Source organism: Adhaeribacter soli, assembly GCF_008727925.1.
Taxonomy (GTDB): domain Bacteria; phylum Bacteroidota; class Bacteroidia; order Cytophagales; family Hymenobacteraceae; genus Adhaeribacter_A; species Adhaeribacter_A soli.
Genome location: NZ_VTWT01000002.1, coordinates 104763 through 126442, shown reverse-complemented (window position 1 = coordinate 126442; position 21680 = coordinate 104763). Strand labels below are relative to the sequence as shown.

The 21680-nt window shown below is 46.3% G+C and carries 18 protein-coding genes; 6 read left to right on the top strand and 12 right to left on the bottom strand.

The annotated features are described in order from the left end of the window. Positions 1-135: 135 nt before the first annotated feature. From F0P94_RS04070 to aroQ, 10 genes are all read right to left on the bottom strand, one after another. Positions 136-450, bottom strand: a complete 315-nt coding sequence (locus F0P94_RS04070) for a hypothetical protein (RefSeq protein ID WP_150902532.1) — start codon at positions 448-450, stop codon at positions 136-138. A gap of 238 nt (positions 451-688) precedes the next feature. Continuing rightward, positions 689-1477: a PhzF family phenazine biosynthesis protein gene (locus F0P94_RS04065; RefSeq protein ID WP_150902531.1), complete on the bottom strand. Its 789-nt coding sequence runs from the start codon at positions 1475-1477 to the stop codon at positions 689-691. Positions 1478-1603: 126 nt separating this feature from the next. Beyond that, the gene (locus F0P94_RS04060; protein ID WP_150902530.1) at positions 1604-3238 is read right to left on the bottom strand and encodes a M1 family metallopeptidase; all 1635 of its coding nucleotides are present in this window, start codon (positions 3236-3238) and stop codon (positions 1604-1606) included. A gap of 185 nt (positions 3239-3423) precedes the next feature. Further along, entirely contained in the window at positions 3424-3984 is a 561-nt protein-coding gene (locus tag F0P94_RS04055) for a hypothetical protein (protein WP_150902529.1), read from the bottom strand. A 130-nt stretch (positions 3985-4114) separates the two neighbouring features. Next, the gene (locus F0P94_RS04050) at positions 4115-4525 is read right to left on the bottom strand and encodes a VOC family protein (RefSeq protein ID WP_150902527.1); all 411 of its coding nucleotides are present in this window, start codon (positions 4523-4525) and stop codon (positions 4115-4117) included. 632 nt (positions 4526-5157) lie between these two features. After that, entirely contained in the window at positions 5158-5946 is a 789-nt protein-coding gene (locus F0P94_RS04045; RefSeq protein WP_150902525.1) for a metallophosphoesterase family protein, read from the bottom strand. A gap of 5 nt (positions 5947-5951) precedes the next feature. Then, positions 5952-6692 (bottom strand): nucleotidyltransferase, encoded by a 741-nt coding sequence (locus F0P94_RS04040; protein WP_150902524.1) that lies wholly within the window; start codon positions 6690-6692, stop codon positions 5952-5954. A 460-nt stretch (positions 6693-7152) separates the two neighbouring features. Continuing rightward, positions 7153-7755: a MarC family protein gene (locus F0P94_RS04035; protein WP_150902523.1), complete on the bottom strand. Its 603-nt coding sequence runs from the start codon at positions 7753-7755 to the stop codon at positions 7153-7155. A 295-nt stretch (positions 7756-8050) separates the two neighbouring features. Further along, entirely contained in the window at positions 8051-9115 is a 1065-nt protein-coding gene (locus F0P94_RS04030) for an aminotransferase class V-fold PLP-dependent enzyme (protein WP_317133055.1), read from the bottom strand. A gap of 146 nt (positions 9116-9261) precedes the next feature. After that, entirely contained in the window at positions 9262-9717 is a 456-nt protein-coding gene (gene aroQ, locus F0P94_RS04025; protein ID WP_150902518.1) for a type II 3-dehydroquinate dehydratase, read from the bottom strand. A 174-nt stretch (positions 9718-9891) separates the two neighbouring features. On the opposite strand from aroQ, the gene xerD reads away from it, so the two are divergent. After that, positions 9892-10791 (top strand): site-specific tyrosine recombinase XerD, encoded by a 900-nt coding sequence (gene xerD, locus F0P94_RS04020; protein WP_150902517.1) that lies wholly within the window; start codon positions 9892-9894, stop codon positions 10789-10791. 11 nt (positions 10792-10802) lie between these two features. On the opposite strand, the gene F0P94_RS04015 is transcribed toward xerD, so the two are convergent. After that, on the bottom strand, positions 10803-11936 hold the full coding sequence (locus F0P94_RS04015; RefSeq protein WP_150902516.1) for an oxidoreductase: 1134 nt from the start codon (positions 11934-11936) through the stop codon (positions 10803-10805). A 630-nt stretch (positions 11937-12566) separates the two neighbouring features. Between F0P94_RS04015 and F0P94_RS04010 the strand changes: the two genes are divergently transcribed. From F0P94_RS04010 to F0P94_RS04000, 3 genes are all read left to right on the top strand, one after another. Next, entirely contained in the window at positions 12567-13601 is a 1035-nt protein-coding gene (locus tag F0P94_RS04010; protein WP_150902515.1) for a quinone-dependent dihydroorotate dehydrogenase, read from the top strand. Positions 13602-14106: 505 nt separating this feature from the next. After that, on the top strand, positions 14107-16776 hold the full coding sequence (locus tag F0P94_RS04005; RefSeq protein ID WP_150902514.1) for an FtsK/SpoIIIE family DNA translocase: 2670 nt from the start codon (positions 14107-14109) through the stop codon (positions 16774-16776). Between the two features lie 107 nt (positions 16777-16883). Then, positions 16884-17528 (top strand): LolA family protein, encoded by a 645-nt coding sequence (locus tag F0P94_RS04000; RefSeq protein ID WP_150902513.1) that lies wholly within the window; start codon positions 16884-16886, stop codon positions 17526-17528. Positions 17529-18129: 601 nt separating this feature from the next. Here the strand turns inward: F0P94_RS04000 and F0P94_RS03995 are convergent. Further along, entirely contained in the window at positions 18130-18684 is a 555-nt protein-coding gene (locus F0P94_RS03995; RefSeq protein ID WP_150902512.1) for an AP2/ERF family transcription factor, read from the bottom strand. A gap of 436 nt (positions 18685-19120) precedes the next feature. Here F0P94_RS03995 and pyrF point away from each other — a divergent pair, with 436 nt between their 5' ends. Beyond that, the gene (pyrF, locus tag F0P94_RS03990) at positions 19121-19948 is read left to right on the top strand and encodes an orotidine-5'-phosphate decarboxylase (protein WP_150902511.1); all 828 of its coding nucleotides are present in this window, start codon (positions 19121-19123) and stop codon (positions 19946-19948) included. 442 nt (positions 19949-20390) lie between these two features. Next, positions 20391-21680: a DUF2851 family protein gene (locus F0P94_RS03985; protein WP_150902510.1), complete on the top strand. Its 1290-nt coding sequence runs from the start codon at positions 20391-20393 to the stop codon at positions 21678-21680.

The window sequence follows — 21680 nt, the reverse complement described above, 5'->3', positions numbered from 1 at the left end:
ACGGACAGGGCTTGACCTGTCCTTCACGTTATTACGAAAAAACATTCAGATAAATTAAATCTGATTTGGTGATCTGGAATGCGTGGGGACAGGTCAAGCCCTGTCCGTACACAGCCCTCTCCGAACATGGGAAATTTATTTTTTCAGGGTGCGCACGTAATCCATGGCTTTTTGGGCGAGCTCGGGCCATTTTTCGGCATAGGTGTAGGGTAGTTGCACCCAACCGTTCATGGGGCGGCCGTCGGCAGGGGAGAAGATCTGGGCGCCGTCTAAACTCAGGGTTTCCTGTAATTCGGTTTCTTCGAGTTTGAAGGCGATGTTGTCTTTCTTGAAGAGTACGCCGGCTTTGCCGTTCGGGGCTTTCATGCAAAGGGCGCCGAACATTTTGCCTTCGGCAGTATCGGGTATTTGGGTTGCTAATTGGTGGAAAAGTTCTTCGGCGGAAGTCATGGTTTATGGTAGATGAAGGTGCAAAGATAAAGGAGAAAGGACTTTTTTAACCTTTTTCGTAGCGTTTTAGAAGCTCTTTTCAAAAGCAAACAAATACTGCCTTCCCAAGTTGATTTTCAGAAAGTGGGATTGCAAATCCCACTGCTCCGTTAAGACGGGATTACAAATCCCGTCAAGCAAACTGAAGTCATGGTTTTGGGTAGTTGAGAATACAAAGATAAAGGAAGCGGGACTTTTTCTAAGCTGTTTCAATTTCGCCGGTTAAGTAAGTGCGGGCTTTGCCGCTGATCTCGACGCGGTTGCCGAGGAGTTTACAAAAAAGGTGGCCTTTGCGGGAGGATAGTTGTATGGCGGTGAGTTCGTCTTTGCCTAGTTCCTTTGCCCAGAAGGGCGTGAGGGTGGTGTGGGCGGAACCGGTTACCGGGTCTTCGTTTACGCCAACTCTGGGACCGAACCAGCGGCTCACAAAATCGACGTTTTCGCCTTTGGCAGTGGCAATTACGCCGCGGCTGTCGAGTTTTGCGATCTGGTTCAGGTTGGGCTGCAGTTCTTTTATATCAGCTTCGGAATTAAAAAGAAGGAGGTAGTCGGCTTTACCGCGGTACGCTTTTATGGGTTCCGGATCGAAGCATTTGAGCAGCGCTGCAGTAAGCGGAACTACCTGGAAAACATCGGTCGGGAAGTTAAGCGTGAGCTGGCCGTTGGTTCGGGTAACTTTTAGCGGGCCGCTCCGGTGGGAATGGAAGTTTATTTCGTCGCCAGGGTGATTTTCGTGATTAAACAATACATAGGCAGCGGCTAAGGTGGCATGGCCGCACAGGTCAACTTCTACTGTTGGGGTAAACCAGCGGAGTTGGTAATGGTCGCCGTTCTTCACGTAAAAGCCTGTTTCGGCCAGGTTATTTTCCTGGGCAATGTTTTGCAGCATGCCGTCGGGCAGCCAGTTTTCTAATGGGCAGATGGCGGCGGGGTTGCCGCAAAAGAGTTTATCCGTAAAGGCATCGACCTGGTAGATCCGGAGTTTCATAGTTGAAGCATGGAAATGAATTGGTTTTTTTGTTAGAACGGTAGTGATTATTCTGGAAAAGTAACAACCACCCCCGGCCCCTCCTTGAAAAGGAGGGGAGCTTTTTTTTTCTGCTGGTAGAGATCTTTATTTACTTGAAATTGCAGCGGTGTTAATATAGAAATTTTCGTCGGTTTTGAACGTGATCTTTTTGGGTAAGCTTTTCAGTTCCTGCCATTCGGTAGTTGGGGTAAGCCACTTTTCCTGGCCGTTTACATAGCATTTTACCGGCATGTTGAAACCTTCCACGCAATTAACCCAACGGTAGCTTAGTTTGTTTTTCTCTGTTCTGTATTCCAGTTTCGGAATGAGAATATCGCGGAGGTACTGATTGAAAACCGGCTTTAAGTTCAGTCCTGACTTTTGGCTCAGGTAATCTTCAATTTGTCCGGTGGTAACGGTCTGGTGGTAGAAATCTTTGTTCAGGCCGCGGAGGATCTCCCGGAATTTCTGATCGTTGTTTACCAGTTGGCGGATGGTGTGAAGCATGTTGGCACCTTTGTAATACATGTCGCCGGAGCCTTCGTAGTTCACGTTGTATTTGCCGATAATGGGCCGGTCGTTGGCAATGTTTTTACGAAGGCCGATCACGTACTCATTTCCTGCTTTGGTGCCGAAGTGGTAATCAAGATATAAAGCTTCGGAGTAGTTGGTGAAGCTTTCGTGGATCCACATATCGGCAATGTCTTTGTAGGTAATGTTGTTGGCAAACCATTCGTGCCCGCTTTCGTGGATGATGATAAAATCGAACTTCAAACCCCAGCCGGTGCCGCTGGGGTCTTTGCCTAAGTAGCCGTTTTTGTAGCCGTTGCCGTAGGTTACCGAACTCTGGTGTTCCATGCCTAAATACGGTACTTCCACAAGCTTGTAACTGTCTTCATAAAAAGGGTAGGGGCCGAACCAGTACTCAAAAGCTTTCAGCATTAAGGGCACCTGCTTGAACTGTTCTTTGGCCTTGGTTAGATTATCGCGCAATACATAGTAATCGCAATCCAGGGGGCCTTTTTCGCCCTGGAATTTTTCGCCGAAATGCACGTAGTCGCCCAGGTTCACGTTCACGCCGTAATTGTTGATGGGGTTGACCACGGCCCAGTGAAAGGTTTTGTTGCCGTCTTTATTCGTATCAGTTTTCCGGAGGCGGCCGTTAGCAACTGCTATTAATTTTTCGGGAGCCGTTACGCTAATGCGCATGGAGTCGGGTTCGTCGTACATGTGGTCTTTGCAGGGCCACCACAAACTGGCGCCTTCGCCCTGGCAACTGGTAGCTACGAACGGATTACCGTGCTTATCCTGTTGCCAGGTAAAGCCGCCACTCCAGGGCGGGTTTTTGCTGATCTTCGGGTTCCCGCTGTAAAATATTTCCACCTGGTTAAAGCTGCTGGGAATCTGTTTTTCCTGCAGGGTAATGAAATGCGCATTGCCTTCAGTTTTTACCTGCAATTCCTTACCCTTTTGCGTTACTTTTTCAATTTTCAGCGGCGGCTGCAGATCTATTTGCATCACCTGGGCCGGTTGCAGCACTTTGTAGCGGATGAGGTTGCTGCCAGAAATAAATTTTTGGGCCGGATCTACTTTAATGCTGAGGTGGTAAAAGTTCAGGTCCCACCAGGCGCGTTCCGGGGTGATGGAGCCGCGGAGCGTATCCTGCCGGGTAAAGTTCTGACTATTACAGCTTAGAGCACTGATACCAAAAATCAAGGAAATAATAATTCGTTTCAACATAGATAAGTAACGCTGGATAGTTTTTTTGTAGATGGATGGCCTTTAAATTTACAAAACATCCATATCCGCATGCTTAGGCTGCCGGATTTTAAAGATACAAAAAAAGCCTTCCGGGTTGGGAAAGGCTTTTAAATTAGGCGCGTTAAAATAGTTTTTATTTTAACTGAGAGCTGCAATTGTTTAAATTATTGCATATCAATTATCTGTATCTCCCATTTTTTTAAATTTCGGGGGGAATTTTTAATTGCTGATTTAATGCCTAAGGCATCCAAACCTATCCCCAGAGAAGTAAAAAGTAAGGTTCTTTCCACGGGTACGGCATCTTTTACTACGGTGCAACGCGGACAAGGTGCTTTAGCATCCTGGGTTTGTTCTTTAATTGATCCAGCAATTAAAGCAGTTCCAAAGCCTGTTAAGAGCGCACTCCCGAAACCAGAACCGCTTTTTTTAGGTCCGAAACTTACCAGGTCGGTAATATTTACAGTTACTCCGTTTACGGTAATGGTTGTAGGGGTAATTTCACTAAGAATGCCCTTAATTGGTCTTGTGGCAGAGCGGCCATTTACGGGCGCATGGTAGTAAATTACACGGGTACCTTCTACAATTGGTTTTAGCTTTTTCCCGGTTTTCTTATTCGTTAGTTGTATAGCTTTCTGAGCATACAGATCGGAACTAAAAAGTAAAGAAAATAAGAAAAACGCAACAAATAAGGGCTTCTTAAAAAAATGGAGTAAAGAATTCTTCATAACTTAGATTTTGCACAAAATTATGAAAACATGTTGTAAATGCAAATAGACTACATAAAAACTCAGAAGCCCTTCCGGGTTGGGAAAGGCTTCTGGGTTTTTATAAAGAAAATCCTACTGTTTTTGTAAATTACTGGTGTTTATGCTCGGTGTTGAACATCCACTGGGTGCCGAATTTATCGGTGAGCATGCCGAAGTAAGCGCCCCAGAAAGTGTCCTGCAGTGGCATGGTAATTTTTCCGCCTTCAGCCAGTTTGTTGAAATAGTTGTCCTGCTCTTCTTTGGTTTTGCATTGTACCGAAAGCGTTACGTTAGTGCCTTGAGTAACCGGCTGGCCCGGCATGCCGTCGGAAGCCATTAACGTAAGTTCGCCGCTTTGTAAATGGGCGTGCATGATCCGGTCTTTGGCATCCGGGGCAGATTCCATGGGCGCTTGGCCGAATGTCTGGATCCTAAGGTCGCCGCCGAAAACTTCTCTGTAATATTCCATTGCCTCACGGCAGTTGCCATCGAAAGTTAAGTAAGCTGCAATTTGTGCCATTGTTTAATTTGAGTTTTTAAAGAATTCCTGAGTTGTAAATATAGCGAAGAACCGGTATTGGTGAAATTTTTTAATCTGAGGTTTGGTCTGATTGGTTTTTTTTGCTCGCATACCTTAATGAGACTTTACACTCATAACTCATAACTTTCAACTCATAACTGACTTTCCCCCTCAAGCCGGGTGGCTTCGTTTCTGCTCCAAAGCCGTGGATTCACCTGCCCTTCCGGGCTGCCTCCTGCGTCGGCACCGGTTAATCCAAAGTCTTTGGAACAGAAACTGGTGTCAGTTTTCCTTTGTAGTGGGCTGTTTTTTAGATTAGTTTTTAATCAGCTAACGTGGTTTTCGGGGGCGCTGCGCTGGCGATATGCGTGAAATCTCCTTTAATATAATTCTGCTAATTCTATAATTCTGAGAATTCTGATTCAGACAATTCCAATCAAATACCGAATTGATCAGATAACGTGCGGACAGGTCGCGACCTGTCCCTACAAACATCCGTCACGGGAATCATAAAAATCACGGAAATCAAAAAAATCATGGTTCAGACAATTGTCCTGAAAATCCTTTAATCCTGAAAATCCTGATTGTTTACCGGCAAAATAAAAAAGCCCCGCAGTTTCGAGGCTTTTTGTTTAGGCTTGGTTTGTTTCCTGCAGGTTGTTTTCCTGCATATTGTTGTTGCTGATCTCGAAAATGTAATAGCCCGGTAAACCGGCGCGGTGCAGAATGGGTTTGGCGACGTTAAAAACCTTTACCCCGGCGGATGTTTGCCCTTCCAGGGTTCCTGCGTGGGCGTGGCCGTGGAAAGCAGCTACTACCTGCCGGCGGTTGATGGGTTCTACCAGGCGCGAGGAGCCCATGAACGGAAATATCTCCAGGGGTTCGCCTGCGATGGTGGCTTTTATGGGTGCGTAATGCAGTACCACAATTTTGGGAATATCGCCGTAATTACTTTCTAAATGCGACAAGGCCCGGTCCAGTTTCAGCGACTCGTCTACGGCTTCCTCTACAAAATTCTTGAACATTTTTTCGCCGAACATCGAAAGCATATACCGGTCGAAACCGCCGCCGAAACCTTTAACGCCGGCAAAGCCAATGTTTTCGATCACGACCGATTCCCCGTCTAAAACATGTACCTTGGCGTGTTCCAGGATCTTTTTGATCTGCCGCTGTTCGCCGCGTTCATAATCGTGGTTTCCCAAAACCGCTACCACCGGTATGCTGCAGCCTTTCAGTTCTTCGGCCAGAATTTCAGCTTCTACCAGGTGACCGGTATCGGTAAGATCGCCGCAAAGCATCAGAATATCTGCTGCCGATGAGGCTTCTTTAAAAAATTGATGCCACTTTCCCTGATCGGTTTCCTGCACGTGAATATCGCCGACACAGGCAATGCGAATATTAGCTTTCAGATTTTCTTCCATGAAGCTTAAATGGTTTTAATGGTAATCACTTTAAAGTCCGAATCCAGAATGTCGGTCCGGTACTGGGTCTGGTCGATGATGGGACCAAGGCACACGCGCTCTACCGGCAGCGGCATATCGAACTGGCCTTTGGCTCTTTCTATTAACACATCGAATAGCCAGCGGGGAACAATGTCGCGCTCGGTAGGGTACACGAACTGAAAAATAAGGATCTGGGCCAGCAGCAGGTGCCAGTGCTGTTCCAGGCGCATCCAGATGCGGTTCCAGTCGAGTTGCTTGCCGTATTTAACAATGATGTGGTTCACGTCGGCGCCGTCGTAGCGTTCGCGGTTCTGCACGTAGATTTTGCACCAGAGCAGTTCTTCCGCCGGAATGAATTTTACGGGTACGCCATAGGCTTCGCCTTCGGTGGCAAACTGGAACCAGCTGTCGTCTACGTAGCAAATGTTGTTTACCGTATTGAAAATAATATCGATGTAGTATTCGTCTTTAAAGACTTTGGCCAGCCAGCGCACATCGGTGAGTTCGGTCAGGAAACCCTGGTCGGAAAAAAACTTTAAAATACGGGGGTAATCGCCGGCTTTGCAGAAAAGATCGAGGTCTTTGAGGTCGCGCATGATGCCGGTATACTGGCGCAAGGCCAAGCCGCCGCCCACTAAAAACGGAATGCCGCTTTGCGACAGTAAGTGCAAAGCGTTGCCGAAGAATCCGTGGGCTTCGGTTGCTAATTCTTCTTCACTTATCATTTAAATCTTAATCCTGTTTTGAATTTTTTTTCGGGAACCGGCAAACGCTTGTTCCGCCGGTTTTTTGCTAAAACGCAAGGTTTAAAGGTTGGTTGTGGTTTGCCGGATGGCATTCCCGGTTTTTACCGGGTTCTTGGTTTACTCTTTTTCAGGATTTTGGTTTACTTCTTCTGAATTCTCATCCAATTCCGGGTTCAGGCTTTCTGAAAACTTCTTTCGCCATATAGAGACGAGGAGGCCTGGCATTTTCGGGCAAACAGTCTGCTATACGTCAGCTAAAGCAGACGGCAATGAATTTTGATCGGTGAGTAAGATCAGGAGTTAAGCTTTGAGCTTTCATCTTGCATTATGAAAATGTCCGCAGAATTGAGGTCTTCAAAGGAATTCCGGCATCCCTGAATTAATAAAAAAGGCCCTTTTCTGTAGTAGGAAAGGGCCTGTAGGCTGTTTCATTTTTCGTTTACTTCCCGATCAGGTGTTCGAGGGTGATGTTGGTTTTGAAAAGCTTTATGGCAATGGCCAGCAGAATTACCCCGAAGACTTTTCGCAATACTTCCGTGCCGCCTTCGCCTAATTTTTGTTCGAGCCAGCCCGAAGATTTGAGCACGATATAAACCAGGATCAGGTTGAGCACAATGCCGACCAGAATGTTGGGCAGGGAATAAGCAGCCCGTAAAGAAAGTAGGGTAGTCATGGTACCGGCACCGGTAATTAAGGGGAAGGCCAGCGGGACAATGGAGCCGGTTTTAGCGTCGGGGTTCGACTGAAACAGGTGAATTCCCAGCACCATTTCCATCCCGATCAGGAAAATGATGATGGCGCCGGCCAAGGCAAAGCTCTGAAAATCGATGCCGAAAAGCGACAAAATCGATTCGCCTACGAACAGGAACACGATCATGATAAGGCCGGCTACGATGGTGGCTTTTTCGGAATGAATGACGCCCTCGCGCTGCCGTAAGGTAATGATAACGGGAATGGAGCCCAGAATATCAATCACGGCAAAAAGAATCAGGCTAACGGAGGTGATTGCTTTTAAGCTGAATAGGTTGTTTAAGTTTTCCATAGCTTGTTTGTGGGTGTTTTAGAGCAGGTTTAATTTTTCTGTCCCCCTTTGGAAGGGGATGGTTTCATGCTAATATAAATTCTCCTTGGCCTGTGTCTCACAGGCCAAAGCACTTCCGTTAAAGGTCGGGGCTCTTTCAAAAAAACTACAGTAGCCCTTTTTGATGCTGTCGCCTCACTGAAGTTGAAAACTTCAGATTATAAATTGGTCTAAGTTAAAAACTTAGACCAGCATTCTTGAGAATGAAATAGCCCCGCCTCCAAAGTGGGAGTTTACTTTTAATGAGACTTCCTTATTAATTATAATGCTTTACGAAAAAATCTTTTAAAGCATCGAAATCGGTATCGGAAATGGCGGGAAAGTTAGCGATGCGGAACGTAGTGCGCGCCCATTTGCCGTAACCGTTGCCGAGCTGAATGTTGTTTGCCAACGCATGCTTCTTTATTTCTTCAACCAGTTTATCCGGTCCCTGAAGGGCAATTACGGTGTTGGAGCGGACTTCCGGGTTCGTAATTAAAGGCCGGAACTGGGTGAAGGGCTCGAAGAATTCGTACAGATGCTGGGCGCGCTGCACCAGATGCTGGTCAATATTTTTAATGACATCGCGCTGCTCCAGCACCCGGTACATTAAATAGATATTCAGGGTGTTGGGCGTGTAGGATGTCTGGTAATTCAGCATTTTCTCGTAGAGAAGAACCAAACTATTGTAGTGGTTTTTCTCGTCGATCTTTTTAGCCCGGTACAGGGCGCGAGGCGAACAAACCATTACGGCCATGCCCGGTGGCAAACCAAAGCATTTCTGCACGCTGGCAAACCAGATGTCGGCTTTAATGTATTTCAGATTCAGTCCGGCCATGCTTGAAGTAGCATCTACGGCCAGCAACTGGTCTTTGCACTTGTTGAACAGGTTCAGGATGGTATTAGCATTGAGCTGGGTGCCGTTGGAAGTTTCGTTCTGGGTAATGCACACCACTTCGGCGCTTTCCGGAATTTCCAGGTTAGCAACATCGAGCGGTTCTTCCGGATCGAATTCCTGCCCCTGTGCTTCCGGGCAGATCTTATGCGCGTACTGGTACCATTTCTCCCCGAAGGCGCCATTATACAGGTGAAAACTATGGGAATAGGTAAGGCTTTGCGCAATAATCTCCCAGCATTCGGTGGCCGAAGAAGCCAGGAAAATGTAATAGTCCTGCGGAATGTTGAGTTTCTTTTTCAGGTTGGCCACCGTGGCGCGCATAAGCTGCATAAAGGTTTCGGAACGGTGCGGCAGCGTAATTACGCTACTGTCGTAGGCATCGGCCAGGTACTGGCGCACCTCCGGGTAAACTTTTGACGGACCAGGATAGAAATTGAGCAGCATAGGGGTGGCGGGTAATGGGTGAGTTTGGAAGCAAGGTTTTCTTTCAGCAGGATTTATCTCAAAAAGCTTACCGTTTTATAAGCGGTAGTAGTCAGGCTTTTCGGGAAATAAATAATTGCCTACGAGAGAACGAAGAAAGTGGCTGTTTATTTATGCGCACCAAAGCCTAACTTCCGGGGTTTCAGCCGGAAAAAATGATGCAGCGCCAGCCGGTAACTTTCCAGACCAAAGCCTGAGATAGAACCGGCGCATTTTGGCGCGAGCAAACTCGTGTGCCGGAAACTTTCGCGGGCGTAAATATTGGAGATGTGCACTTCCACCACCGGAGTTTCGATGGCAGCAACAGCATCGGCAAGGGCTACAGAAGTATGCGTATAGCCACCGGCGTTCAGCACAATGCCTTTATAGCCATGAAAGCCCACTTCGTGCAGTTTGTCAATTAATTCGCCTTCGTGGTTGCTTTGGAAATACTCCAGCTCCAGTTCCGGAAAATCTTCCTGCAGTTCCTTTAAATAATCTTCAAAAGAACGTTTGCCGTAGTGCTGCGTTTCGCGGCGACCCAGTAAATTCAGGTTTGGTCCGTTAATAATGCTGATCTTCATGGTTTTTCGGGCAGAATGGGTAGCGTTTTTTCTGAAAACAAAGGTACGGGATTTCAGTATCTTTGCAGAATTATAGACATAAGTATCAAGACACAAGTATCAGGACTTTTTCCTTTTACTATTTTTTTAAGTTTAGTCTTGCTACTTGTGTCTTGATACTTATGTCTAAAGAAGATGAATTGGCCGATCTACCAGCAACAGTTTGAGAGTTATTTGCAGTTGGAAAAATCGCTGAGCGGTAATTCGGTGGAAGCTTACCTGAACGATTTAGGCAAGTTGCGCCAGTTCCTGGATGCTACTGGGCAGAAAGTTGATCCGGCAGCGGTTATGCCAGCGCATTTGCAGGGTTTTCTGCAGTGGGTGAACGAACTGGGCATGTCGGCTACGAGCCAGGCGCGGATTCTTTCCGGCATCCGGGCGTTTTACAAATTCCTGATCATGGAAAACATTGTAACCGCCGACCCGACCGAAACCATTGAAGCCCCGAAGCTACGCCGCAAACTGCCCGATACGCTGAACTTTCATGAAATTGAGGAATTGCTGAACGCCATCGATGTTTCGAAGGCGGAAGGTGCGCGCAACAAGGCCATGCTCGAAACGCTGTACAGTTCGGGTCTGCGGGTTTCGGAACTGGTAGATTTGAAGCTGAGTAATTTTTACCCGGATCTGGGTTTCCTGAAAGTGGTAGGGAAAGGCAATAAAGAACGGTTGGTGCCGGTTGGCCGCGATGCGCTTAAATTTATTCAGATCTACCTCGAGCATTTTCGCAAAGACCTGAAAATTAAGCCCGGGCAGGAGGATTATCTTTTTCTGAACCGGCGGGGAGCCAAATTAACGCGGGTTATGATTTTTCTCATTATAAAGGAACTGGCCCAGAAGATCGGGTTGAACAAGCAGATCAGTCCGCATACGTTCCGGCATTCGTTTGCCACGCATTTAATAGAAGGCGGCGCGGATTTGCGGGCCGTTCAGGAGATGTTGGGCCACGAAAGCATCACCACTACCGAAATTTACACGCACCTGGACCGGGATTATTTAAAGCAGATCATTACCGATTTTCATCCGAGGAGTTAGAGAGGAATAGGTTAATGGCGGTTATCGCAATTTATATAGATTTCACCTTCAGATTTGCTTAAAAACGTAATTCCAGGACAACCGAAAGAAGCGTATTCAAATTCAAAAATTACGGGAGGCTTGTTTCTGAAGAGATTTCCCGTCCATTGATAGGCTGCCTGGTCATCCTTACGCTCAACGTAATTCAGCGGAGTGGGTGATAAGCCATCGCTTAAAACAAAGGAATTATCACAAACCAGTTCCTGCGGATCGGATTTATAAATGAGTAATCTCCGGGCAAGAATTTCGTCATACCCTTCCCGCTTTATGAAAAAACTTTTAATGAAATACCGGTAGCCGTTGGTTTCGTACTTATAAGTGTTTACTTGGACTTCTTTATTCTTAAGAATTGAAAAGCTTTTAGGAAATGTGAATTCCCGGAGAGTAGTATTTACCTTAGAATAGGTCGCCGCATCTGTTGAGGTAGAAGGAAAATCCTTTACAGCTATTTTTTCCCATTTAATTGGTTTTAGCTGCCCTTTAATAAAATGATTTTCTTTACCTATAAATACCAGGGTATGGTCTGAATATTCCCCAAACTTTTTTAAATGGTTTGGTTTTATCTCAAATCCGATCATAAAATCGTCCTGGGGGAATGGCCAGTCTTCTTTGGATCTATAAACGCTGGGGGTTGCCATTACTCCCAGGCTTTTTACAGGAAATGTGGCGAGAACATCGATAGCATAATCATAGAGGAATACGGTATCCGTTTCCGATATTTTTGTTCCGGCAAGAAAGGCTTTCCGGTTTTTACCGGTTAGTTTAAGATATTGGATATCCTCAAATTCCTTTTCCGTTAGATCCGGCATAGCAGCAGTATCGGGATGATAAATATCTGACAGCGAAATAAAACCGGTGCTCCATTTGGGTTTTATTTCATGCATCCTGATAACAAATAACCTGAGATCTTGCAGTTTTGGATGTACTACCGGGAGAGGCGGCTGTGCAGGAACTTCTTTCTGCTTCGGTTTATAATTCTTTTTCTTTTCCTCAACTCGTTTGCCTTCATGGGGTTGGTCTGATTTCGATTTGCCGTTACAAGCATTTAAGATTAAAAAAAAGGAAACAACTAAAAACAAATTTATAAAACCAGGAACCTGCTTCATTTGAAAAAAGATGTGTTTGTTTCAATTTGACTCGCAAATGATTTAAAACGCTACTCCAGTTATAAGCTTAATTTGCGAAGGTTCAACCTTAAACTCATAACCGCTTTAAAAGCAACCGCAAAGCCTGCAGCTAAGATAAGAAGATGTTACCAGTCTGTCACGGGTTTTTATAACCAGGCTTCCATTATTCTTAACCCAGTACTTCCCTAAACCATTTTCTTAACCAATTAGCTGAAATTCAAAACCGATTCTTATGATAACGATGCCCTTTATCGAACCGGGTAAGCAAGAGCAGGGTAAGTAAAACGAAGCCTGCCTGTATAATTCTTATCGTCCATCTAAACATATCCTTGTCTTTTTAACAAGACAATATTTAACGGGCTAACGCTGCCTGTGAAATTTAATTTATGTTCTTGAAATCCATTTTCCTCGGAAAACAGTACCTTTAAACTTGAAAAAGGGCAGCAAAAGGAAGGAAGCCTTAACAGCTTTGCGCCGGTTTAATTTTGCTTATTCCATATCCGGCAAGAACCTGCCGGATATGGAAGCCGGTTGATTTTCTTGCTTATTCCTGTAATATTATTATATATTTGTATGCAAGTAAAATAAGCCTCTCACAAATTCTTGCCTGTGTATAAATCGCTCTTACGTCCGCTGCTTTTCCAGATCGATCCCGAAAAGATTCATACGCTTTCTTACAGCGCCATCCGGACTGCCTTCCGCCTTCCTTTTTCCTCCAGAATTGCCGATAATATTTTTTGTGTAAAGCATGCTGCCCTGGAGCGCGAAGTATTCGGTCTGAAGTTCCCGAACCCCGTAGGGCTAGCGGCAGGCTTCGATAAAAATGCCCAACTGGTTGACGAGTTTTCGCATTTCGGTTTTGGTTTTATCGAGATCGGAACAGTTACTCCGCGGCCGCAACCCGGTAATGACAAGCCGCGTCTTTTCCGTCTGCCTGCCGACCAAGCCATTATTAACCGCATGGGCTTCAACAACCAGGGCGCTGAAACGGCCGCCCACCGGCTAAAGTATCGTAAAAGCAGCATTATTATTGGCGGAAACATCGGCAAGAACAAAGATACCCCCAACGAGCAGGCACTGAGCGATTACGAAAAATGCTTCGACGCGCTTTATGAGGTGGTAGATTATTTTGTAGTGAACGTGAGCTCGCCGAATACGCCCGGCCTTCGAGAATTGCAGGATAAAGAACCGCTGCAGCATTTGCTGGCAAAATTGCAGGAGCGCAACCATGCTAAACGCCAACCCAAGCCGCTACTGCTTAAAATTGCTCCCGACCTTACCGAAAGCCAGCTGAACGACATTGTAGAAATTGCCATCAATACCAAACTCAGCGGCATAATTGCTACCAATACCACCATTAACCGCGATGGCCTCGAAACCCATTTATCCGACCTGCAGGAAATAGGAGCGGGCGGTTTAAGCGGGAAACCTTTAAAAGAAAGAGCCACCGAAGTGATCCGCTATTTGCGGGCCCACCTGCCGGAAAGCATCCGCATTATCGGTGTAGGCGGCATCATGACTCCGGAAGATGCGCTGGAAAAACTGGAGGCCGGTGCCGACCTCATTCAGCTTTATACCGGTTTCGTGTACGAAGGTCCGGGTCTGGTGCGCGCGATAAACAAAAAGATCATCGCCGGAAAATAAGCTATTCTGAAGCGGTGTAATGCCAACTGAAAACGCTATATTTCTGTTAAAAAAACAAGGCGGATAGTTGGATTAATTCGGGGAAACAGCCAGATCCCATTACTAATGGAACAAAGAAAACATTTTCCTTTTTTTGAAGAGTGCGGGTTTTAAGGTAGAAACTAATGATCATAGTCAACTCGACGATAGGAGAGTTTCCCGGAATAAGGCAGCCAAGTCTGAAAAGAAGCTACTATCATTTTGATGAGATCCCCTCTGGCGTCGGGATGACCGGAGAACTTTTCGTAGTTGCAAAGAGAAATATTCTTTCAGTCAGTTTATCTCCCTCATTCATAGCAGGAAAGTAAAGGTAAGTGGGTTAATTAGTTAGCTGTTATGCTATATAGTTAGCCAGGAATATAGATGCTCTATAAAGAAACCGCCGGAAAATAACCCGGAATTCCTTCATAAAATTGGCCGCCGTTTTCAGCAGAAATAATGTAAATTTGAGGTTTGAACTGTAGCGATGGCAAAAAATACGTACCGTAACGAAGCTGGGAATGAGGCGAGGCAAATGAACGCACCGCGCAATGTAACGAAGGAGCCTTTAGGCCGGAACGAGTTTAGGAAATCCAACGAACCGAAATCCGAAAAACCCAAGAAGGAGCGGAAGCCTATTGCGTGGCCAACCTTCCGGTTTCCGCAAATCTCTTTTCTGAAAGACCGGCGATTTCAATTGCTGGCCGGTTTCTTTTTCCTGCTGACCTCCCTTTATTTAACGATTGCCTTTGTCTCGTTCCTGTTTACCGGCCCCGCCGACCAGAGCGTAGTAGAGGCCCTGAACCAGACGGCCGTAAAAGATGCCGGCCTGGAATCGGAGAACTGGCTGGGATTAACGGGCGCGTACATTGCCAATTATTTTATTAACGAGTGGGTTGGCATTGGGGCTTTTTTCCTGATCCCGCTGGTATTTTTCTGGGGGTATAAGATCGTTTTCCGGCGTACTTTCGTTTCTGTTTCTTCGGTAAATACCTTCTGCCTTTTCGGCATGCTCTGGACCAGCCTTTTGTGCGGTTACCTGGTGCTGAGTAGCAACACGGTGGCCGATTACGGCTTTTTCAGCGGCGGCATCGGCTACGAAACGGCCCTGTGGATGGAAAGCATCATCGGCTGGGGTTCTATCCTGCTACTGGCGTTCCTGCTGATCGTTTTCGTGGTTTTCTTCTTCAATATTACCACCCTGAAAGCAACCAACCCGCAAACTGAAACCGCTGCCAAACCACGCGGTAACCAGATTGCTGCCGACGGCGAAACGTACGAGCAGCTTTCCACCGGTTTCAACCACTATACCAATCCTGTTGCCAATTTAGAGGAAGAGGAGGAAGACGAGGAGTTTTTTGAAGAAGACGAAGAACTGGAAGAAGTTGCCGAAACATTTACCGTTAAAAAGCCTGGCGGAAACAGCGCCAACGGCCATGCCCTGGAACTGAATGTAACGCCGCCGGTAGTGGTTGCTCCGCCGGTCGTCACGCCGCCTGCTCCGGCCAATAATTTAAGCCTGCAGATCGAAACGCCGCACCTGGAACTGGAGGAGTTCGAAGATGAAGAGGAGTTTATAGAAGAAGAACCGGTTGAATTAGATGTAACGCCTTTACCAGACGATGCCACCGGCATTGCCATCGAAAATTATGATCCAACGCTTGATCTGGCCCGCTACCAATACCCGAACCTGGAACTGCTTAATGATTATGGCGGCAATAAAATACAGGTAAGCAAGGAAGAGCTCGAAGCCAATAAAGATAAAATTGTTGAAACGCTGGCCAATTACAGCATCGGTATTGCCAGCATTAAAGCCACCATCGGTCCGACGGTTACGCTCTACGAAATTGTGCCGGATGCCGGGGTGCGTATTTCCAAGATCAAAAATCTGGAAGACGATATTGCTTTGAGCTTAGCCGCCTTGGGTATTCGTATTATCGCGCCAATTCCGGGTAAGGGTACCATTGGTATTGAAGTGCCGAACAAGAAAAAGGAAATGGTGGCCATAAAATCGATCCTGAGTACGGAGAAATTCCTGAAAAGCGAAATGGACCTGCCAATTGCTTTCGGTAAAACCATCACGAACGAAGTGTTCATTACCGACCTTGCCAAAATGCCGCACTTGCTCATGGCGGGTGCTACCGGCCAGGGGAAATCGGTTGGTCTGAATACCATTCTTACTTCACTTTTATATAAGAAGCACCCGAGCCAGCTGAAATTCGTATTGGTTGACCCGAAAAAAGTAGAGCTTTCCCTTTTCAATAAAATAGAGCGCCACTTCCTGGCCAAACTGCCCGACAGCGAAGAACCGATCATTACCGATACCAAAAAGGTAGTGAACACGCTGAATTCGCTTTGCATGGAAATGGATATGCGTTATGACCTGCTGAAAGATGCCGGCTGCCGTAACCTGAAAGAATACAACCAGAAGTTCATCGAGCGCCGCCTGAATCCGAAAAAAGGCCACCGTTTTATGCCCTTCATTGTACTGGTAATCGACGAGCTTGCCGACTTAATGATGACGGCCGGGAAAGAAGTGGAAACGCCGATTGCCCGTTTAGCGCAGCTGGCTCGTGCCATTGGTATTCACCTAGTGGTTGCTACCCAGCGGCCTTCGGTAAACGTAATTACGGGTATTATTAAAGCCAACTTCCCGTGCCGCATTTCCTTTAAAGTGACTTCCAAGATCGACTCCCGCACCATTCTGGATACCGGCGGCGCCGACCAATTGGTAGGGCAGGGCGATATGCTGTTCTCGGTAGGTTCCGACCTGATCCGTTTGCAGTGCGCCTTTGTAGATACCCCGGAAGTAGACCGCATTTGCGATTTTATCGGTGATCAGCAGGGCTACAGCGATGCTTATCTGCTGCCGGAATTTGTAGGTGATGACAGCGGCGGTGGCGAAAAAGCCGATTTCGACCCAAGCAACCGTGACCCTTTATTTGAAGAAGCAGCCCGGACCATTGTGATGCACCAGCAGGGAAGTACCTCTTTATTGCAGCGCCGCCTGAAACTGGGTTATAACCGCGCCGGCCGCTTAATCGATCAATTGGAAGCCGCCGGGGTAGTTGGTCCGTTCGAGGGCAGCAAAGCGCGCGAGGTTTTAATTCCGGACGAATACAGTTTGGAACAGTTATTGAATAGCATGGAGAAATAATAAACTCTTACGCATTAGAAGATGTTGGCACTTTGAAATCGGGAGCAGTATAAACCTCAAAACATTTTCAGATTGCCGCTTTTTCGGATTTTTTACCAATACCCTATATGAAACGCATATCAATTTTATTTTTCTTTTTGTTCAGCATCGTGCAGCTTTCTTTTGCTCAGCAGGACCCCAAAGCGGCAAAGATCCTGGATGCCATGAGCAAAAAATACCAGGCCATGAAAGCCTTCCGCGCCAGCTTCGTACAGACCCTGGAAAACCCTTCGGCCAAAATAAAGGAAAACATGGAAGGCGACATTACCGTGAGCGGCAACAAATTCCGGTTAAAAATGAGCGGCCAGGAAGTGATCAACAACGGCGCTACCATCTGGACCTACATGAAATCGGAAAACGAGGTGAATATTTCGGAAAACGACCCGGATGAGCAGGAAATGTCCCCGAACCGGATCTACACCATGTATAAGAAAGGCTACAAATACGTTTATCTGAACGATGAAAAAGTGGATGGCGAACTTTGCAGCGTGATCGAGCTTTCGCCGGAAGATAAAAGCAACCCGATCTTTAAAGTGCGCATGCTCATCAGCAAAAAAGACAACTCGGTAAAGAGCTGGAAAATGTTCAAGAACAACGGTAACCGTTATACCTTCACCATTAAAGAATTCACGCCGAACGTACCGGTAGATGGCAATACTTTCGCCTTCGATAAAACCAAGTACAAGGGCGTTAAAGTGATCGACTTACGCTAAGCTGTTTTTTCAGGCACTAAGCCTACTGTTTTAAAGGCTGCTTCTTTTAAAGGAGGCAGCCTATTTTGTTTGGTTAGCTTTCTTGTTGAGACTTTCAATTATAGTAATAGGCTTTTACCCTTAACTCATAACTTTCAACTCTTAACTGACTTCCCCCCCTCAAGCCCGAAATGCTCCGGACAGGCTTCTGTCAGTTTCCCACCGAGCTGGCTTTTATCTTTTTGTGTAAGTTCAGATAATGTAGGCTCGAGCAACGCTGCGCTGGCGATATGCGTGGGGACAGGTCAAGCCCTGTCCGTACGTGGGAAAAGGGAAATCATGAAAATCCTTTATTCCTTAAAATTGTGTTCAGACATAAACGTGAAATGATAATGTGAAAGGGCACCCACAAGGGATGCCCCTACATGTAATTCCTAATTCTGAAAATTCTTTTATTCTGAAAATTCTGATCCTGATTTAAACAATTGTCCTGAAAATCTTTAAATCCTGAAAATCCTGATCTAGGGGCAAAAAAAATCCGGGCCAGCCTCTTACTTAGGAGACCGGCCCGGCACAGGAACTTGAAAATGATTTGCAGTAAATTCCTGGTGAGAGATTTTGGTTATTTTTCTTTCGGTTCGTAACCTTCAATTTTGTTGAGGCTCTTGGTTATGCCGAAAAGTTCTTCTGATTTACGGTTGTAAGCTAAAGCAGCTTCTTCCAGCGTTTCGAACAAACCTAAGTTAATCCGCTGTTTTTCGTAGTGAATAATGGCGCGGTACTTATTGGAATCTTTCACAACGCCCCGGATACCTAATTTGTTGTCGGTTTTGGAAGTGTTGCGTACTACCTTGCTCAGCGGAGCCCACTCAAGGTTTTCAATCTGGCAGTCCAAACGATTGCTGTTCTTGAAAGTAACGTACAAACGACGGTCATCCTGTGGCTGTTCAATGAATTTCAGGCCGATTAGTTTGTGCAAATAAATGGTTTCGTTCCGGTACGTGCCGTTTTTTAATGGCCAGTTCTTCTGGAAGAAAGCGTAACCGCCTGAGTGAATGCGCAGGTGCTTTAAAAAGCCGATGCTTGTCAGGTACGGGTCATTCTGCAGGTAATCATAAACGGTGTCGTCTACAAGCACCAGCTTGTCTGAGTTTTTTAAGGTTAGTTTACAGATCATGGTTTTTTTGTGAGAGTTTTAAAAAAGAAATCCATCGTTAACCATCCGGGATTCCAGGGCAAATATAACACTTATTCTACTAAGTTCGAAAAATAATTTAGATAATGTTTGCTGTTAAAATACCAGAGCCTCAGATTAAGTTAACACGAACATAACGCAAATGTTTTCCGGATATTATATTGCCCTCATCCTAAATGTTTCATAACAGATATCTTTAAGTTAAAAGATAGTTTTTATAGAATTAGTTCAGCAAGGTAAGACCTGTTAGCCAATTTTCCATAATAAATTTTATGATATTTTTTTTTCGGTCACTAAGAAAAGCAAAAGGTTGGCCCAATTGTGCCCGTAGTTACGCTACAGGGCCTTTTTAATTTTTTTCGGAAAGCAAAAAAAATAAAATAGCTTTGCGCCAAAATCAGCCTCCTGCCTGCCCGCTATGAACAAAGCCCAACTCTTCGCTCAGATCCGTTTAAAGCAATCGTACCTCTGCATCGGCCTCGATACCGATATTAATAAGATCCCGAAGCACCTTTTGAACCTGGAAGACCCGGTTTTTGAATTCAACCGGCAGATCGTAGAAGCCACTTTGGACCTTTGCGTGGCTTATAAACCGAATATTGCTTTTTATGAAGCCCTGGGCCGGAAAGGTTGGGAAAGTCTTGAGAAAACGGTAGCCATTCTGCCGGAAAATTGCTTCAGCATTGCCGACGCCAAGCGCGGTGACATTGGGAATACTTCCGAACTCTATGCCCGGGCGTTTTTCAGCCAGATGAATTTCGATTCTATTACGGTGGCGCCTTATATGGGAGCTGATTCGGTAAAGCCTTTCCTGGGCCATGAAAATAAGTGGGTGATCTTACTGGCGCTCACTTCCAATGCCGGCAGCCACGATTTTCAGCTGTTGCCTACGAATGCCGAAGGCACCGAAATGCTGTTTGAGCGAGTGTTAAAAACCAGCCAGCAGTGGGGCAGCGCCGACCAGCTGATGTACGTGGTAGGAGCAACCCAAACGGCTTATATTAAAAAAGTGCGCGAAATTGTGCCGGATCATTTCCTTTTGGTGCCCGGCGTGGGCGCGCAAGGCGGAAGCTTGTCCGAGATCTCGCAACATGGCTTTAATAAGGAGTGTGGTTTGCTGGTAAATTCCTCGCGGCAAATTATTTATGCTTCCAGCGGCGAAGACTTTGCCGAAAAAGCCCGCGCTGCCGCTAAAGAAGTGCAGCAGGAAATGGCCCGGCTCCTGGATAAATACCTGCCGGCCTAACTCATTTCAGGATGACGGTAGTTTTTATACCGAAAAAGCCAATAGTCCATAAAGGTTAAATTGTCTGCTACCTCCGTTCGCCATTGTTGCGTGTTCTCACGATAGCCGTCAGGCAAATTGCCGCCATCTGTAGAGACGTAATATATTACGTCTTTCCCTGCATTGCGACAAATAAGCAACGTCTGTACCCGCCCTTTAGCTGGCTTTAGCATCAATCATAATTGTTTGAACCCAGAATGAAGACGTAATACCCCGAACGGAGACGTAATATATTACGTCTCTACAGGCTAAAATCACAATAAAACATCATAGCCTGACGGCTATGGTGTTTTCAGTAGCAACCATGCTTCTGTCTGCTTTTACCTGACAAATAATTCAATAAGTAAACTAAACTTCCTCGCAAAATTACGTACATTTGGTTGTTGTTAATTATGCAGCCGCGATGACCGAAGATTTTCTGGCCTACATCTGGAAGTTCCAGTACTTTAATAAAGAGAACCTGCGTACCGCCGGAAATGAAGAACTGGTGGTTTTAAAACCGGGCAACCTGAATACGAACGCCGGCCCCGATTTTCAGCAGGCCAGTATTCGGATAAACGATATTGTATGGGTTGGCAGCGTGGAATTTCACGTGAAAGCTTCGAACTGGCAACGGCACGCCCACACCACCGACGGCAAATACGACCAGGTAATTCTGCATGTGGTCTGGGAAAACGATGCTACCGTATTGCGTACCGACCAGACGCCAGTTCCAGTACTTGCCTTAAAAGAGCTTGTTTCGCCGAATTTGCTTCAAACCTACCAGAACCTGAAAAAAGCGAAAGCGGCTATTCCCTGCGAAGCTTTTCTGCCGACGGTTCCGGCTATTACCAAAACGTTTATGCTGGAAAGGGTATTGCTGGAAAGGCTCGAAGAAAAGGCCCAGCGCATCCGCGAGATTTACCGCCATTCCGGCAATAACTGGGAAGAAACGCTTTATAAAATAATGCTGGTCGGCTTTGGCTTTAAAATTAACCAGAACGGTTTTTCGAAGCTGGCCCAGGCCCTGCCGTTTAAAATCCTGCAGAAACACCAGTATGAGTCCTTGCAAACGGAAGCGCTGTTGTTTGGTCAGGCCGGTTTTTTAGCGGAAAACCATACCGATCCTTATTTGCTGCAACTCCGCCGGGAATACCTTTTTCTGAAACATAAATACGACTTGCCACCGGCCTTGCAGCCTTCGGACTGGAATTTCCTTCGGTTGCGTCCGGCTAATTTTCCAACGGTACGGCTTAGCCAGTTGGCAGTTCTGATTTCCGCGCGCCCGCATTGGTTTTCTACCCTTACCGGTAATTTGCGGCTGAAAGAGCTCGAGGCATTTTTTAAGGTGAATCCTTCGGGTTACTGGCAGAAGCATTATATGCCGGAAAGGGAAGCTAATTTTAAGATCGGGGCGTTGGGTAAAAGCAGCGTGCATTTGCTGCTGATAAACGTAGTGGCGCCGCTGCTGGTCGCGTATGCCCGGGAAATGGACCAGCCCGCATTGGTAGAGAAAGCCCTGCATTTACTCGAGGCCCTGCCGCCGGAAAAGAACCATATTCTGGAAGCATTTCAACAGATGGGTTTCGAAAATAAATCGGCCGCCCAATCGCAGGGCTTGCTATCTTTAGGGCAGAATTACTGCCAGCCGGTACATTGTCTGCAATGCGCCATCGGGAACAGTATCCTGAAACGTTCAAAAACTGCTGCCTGA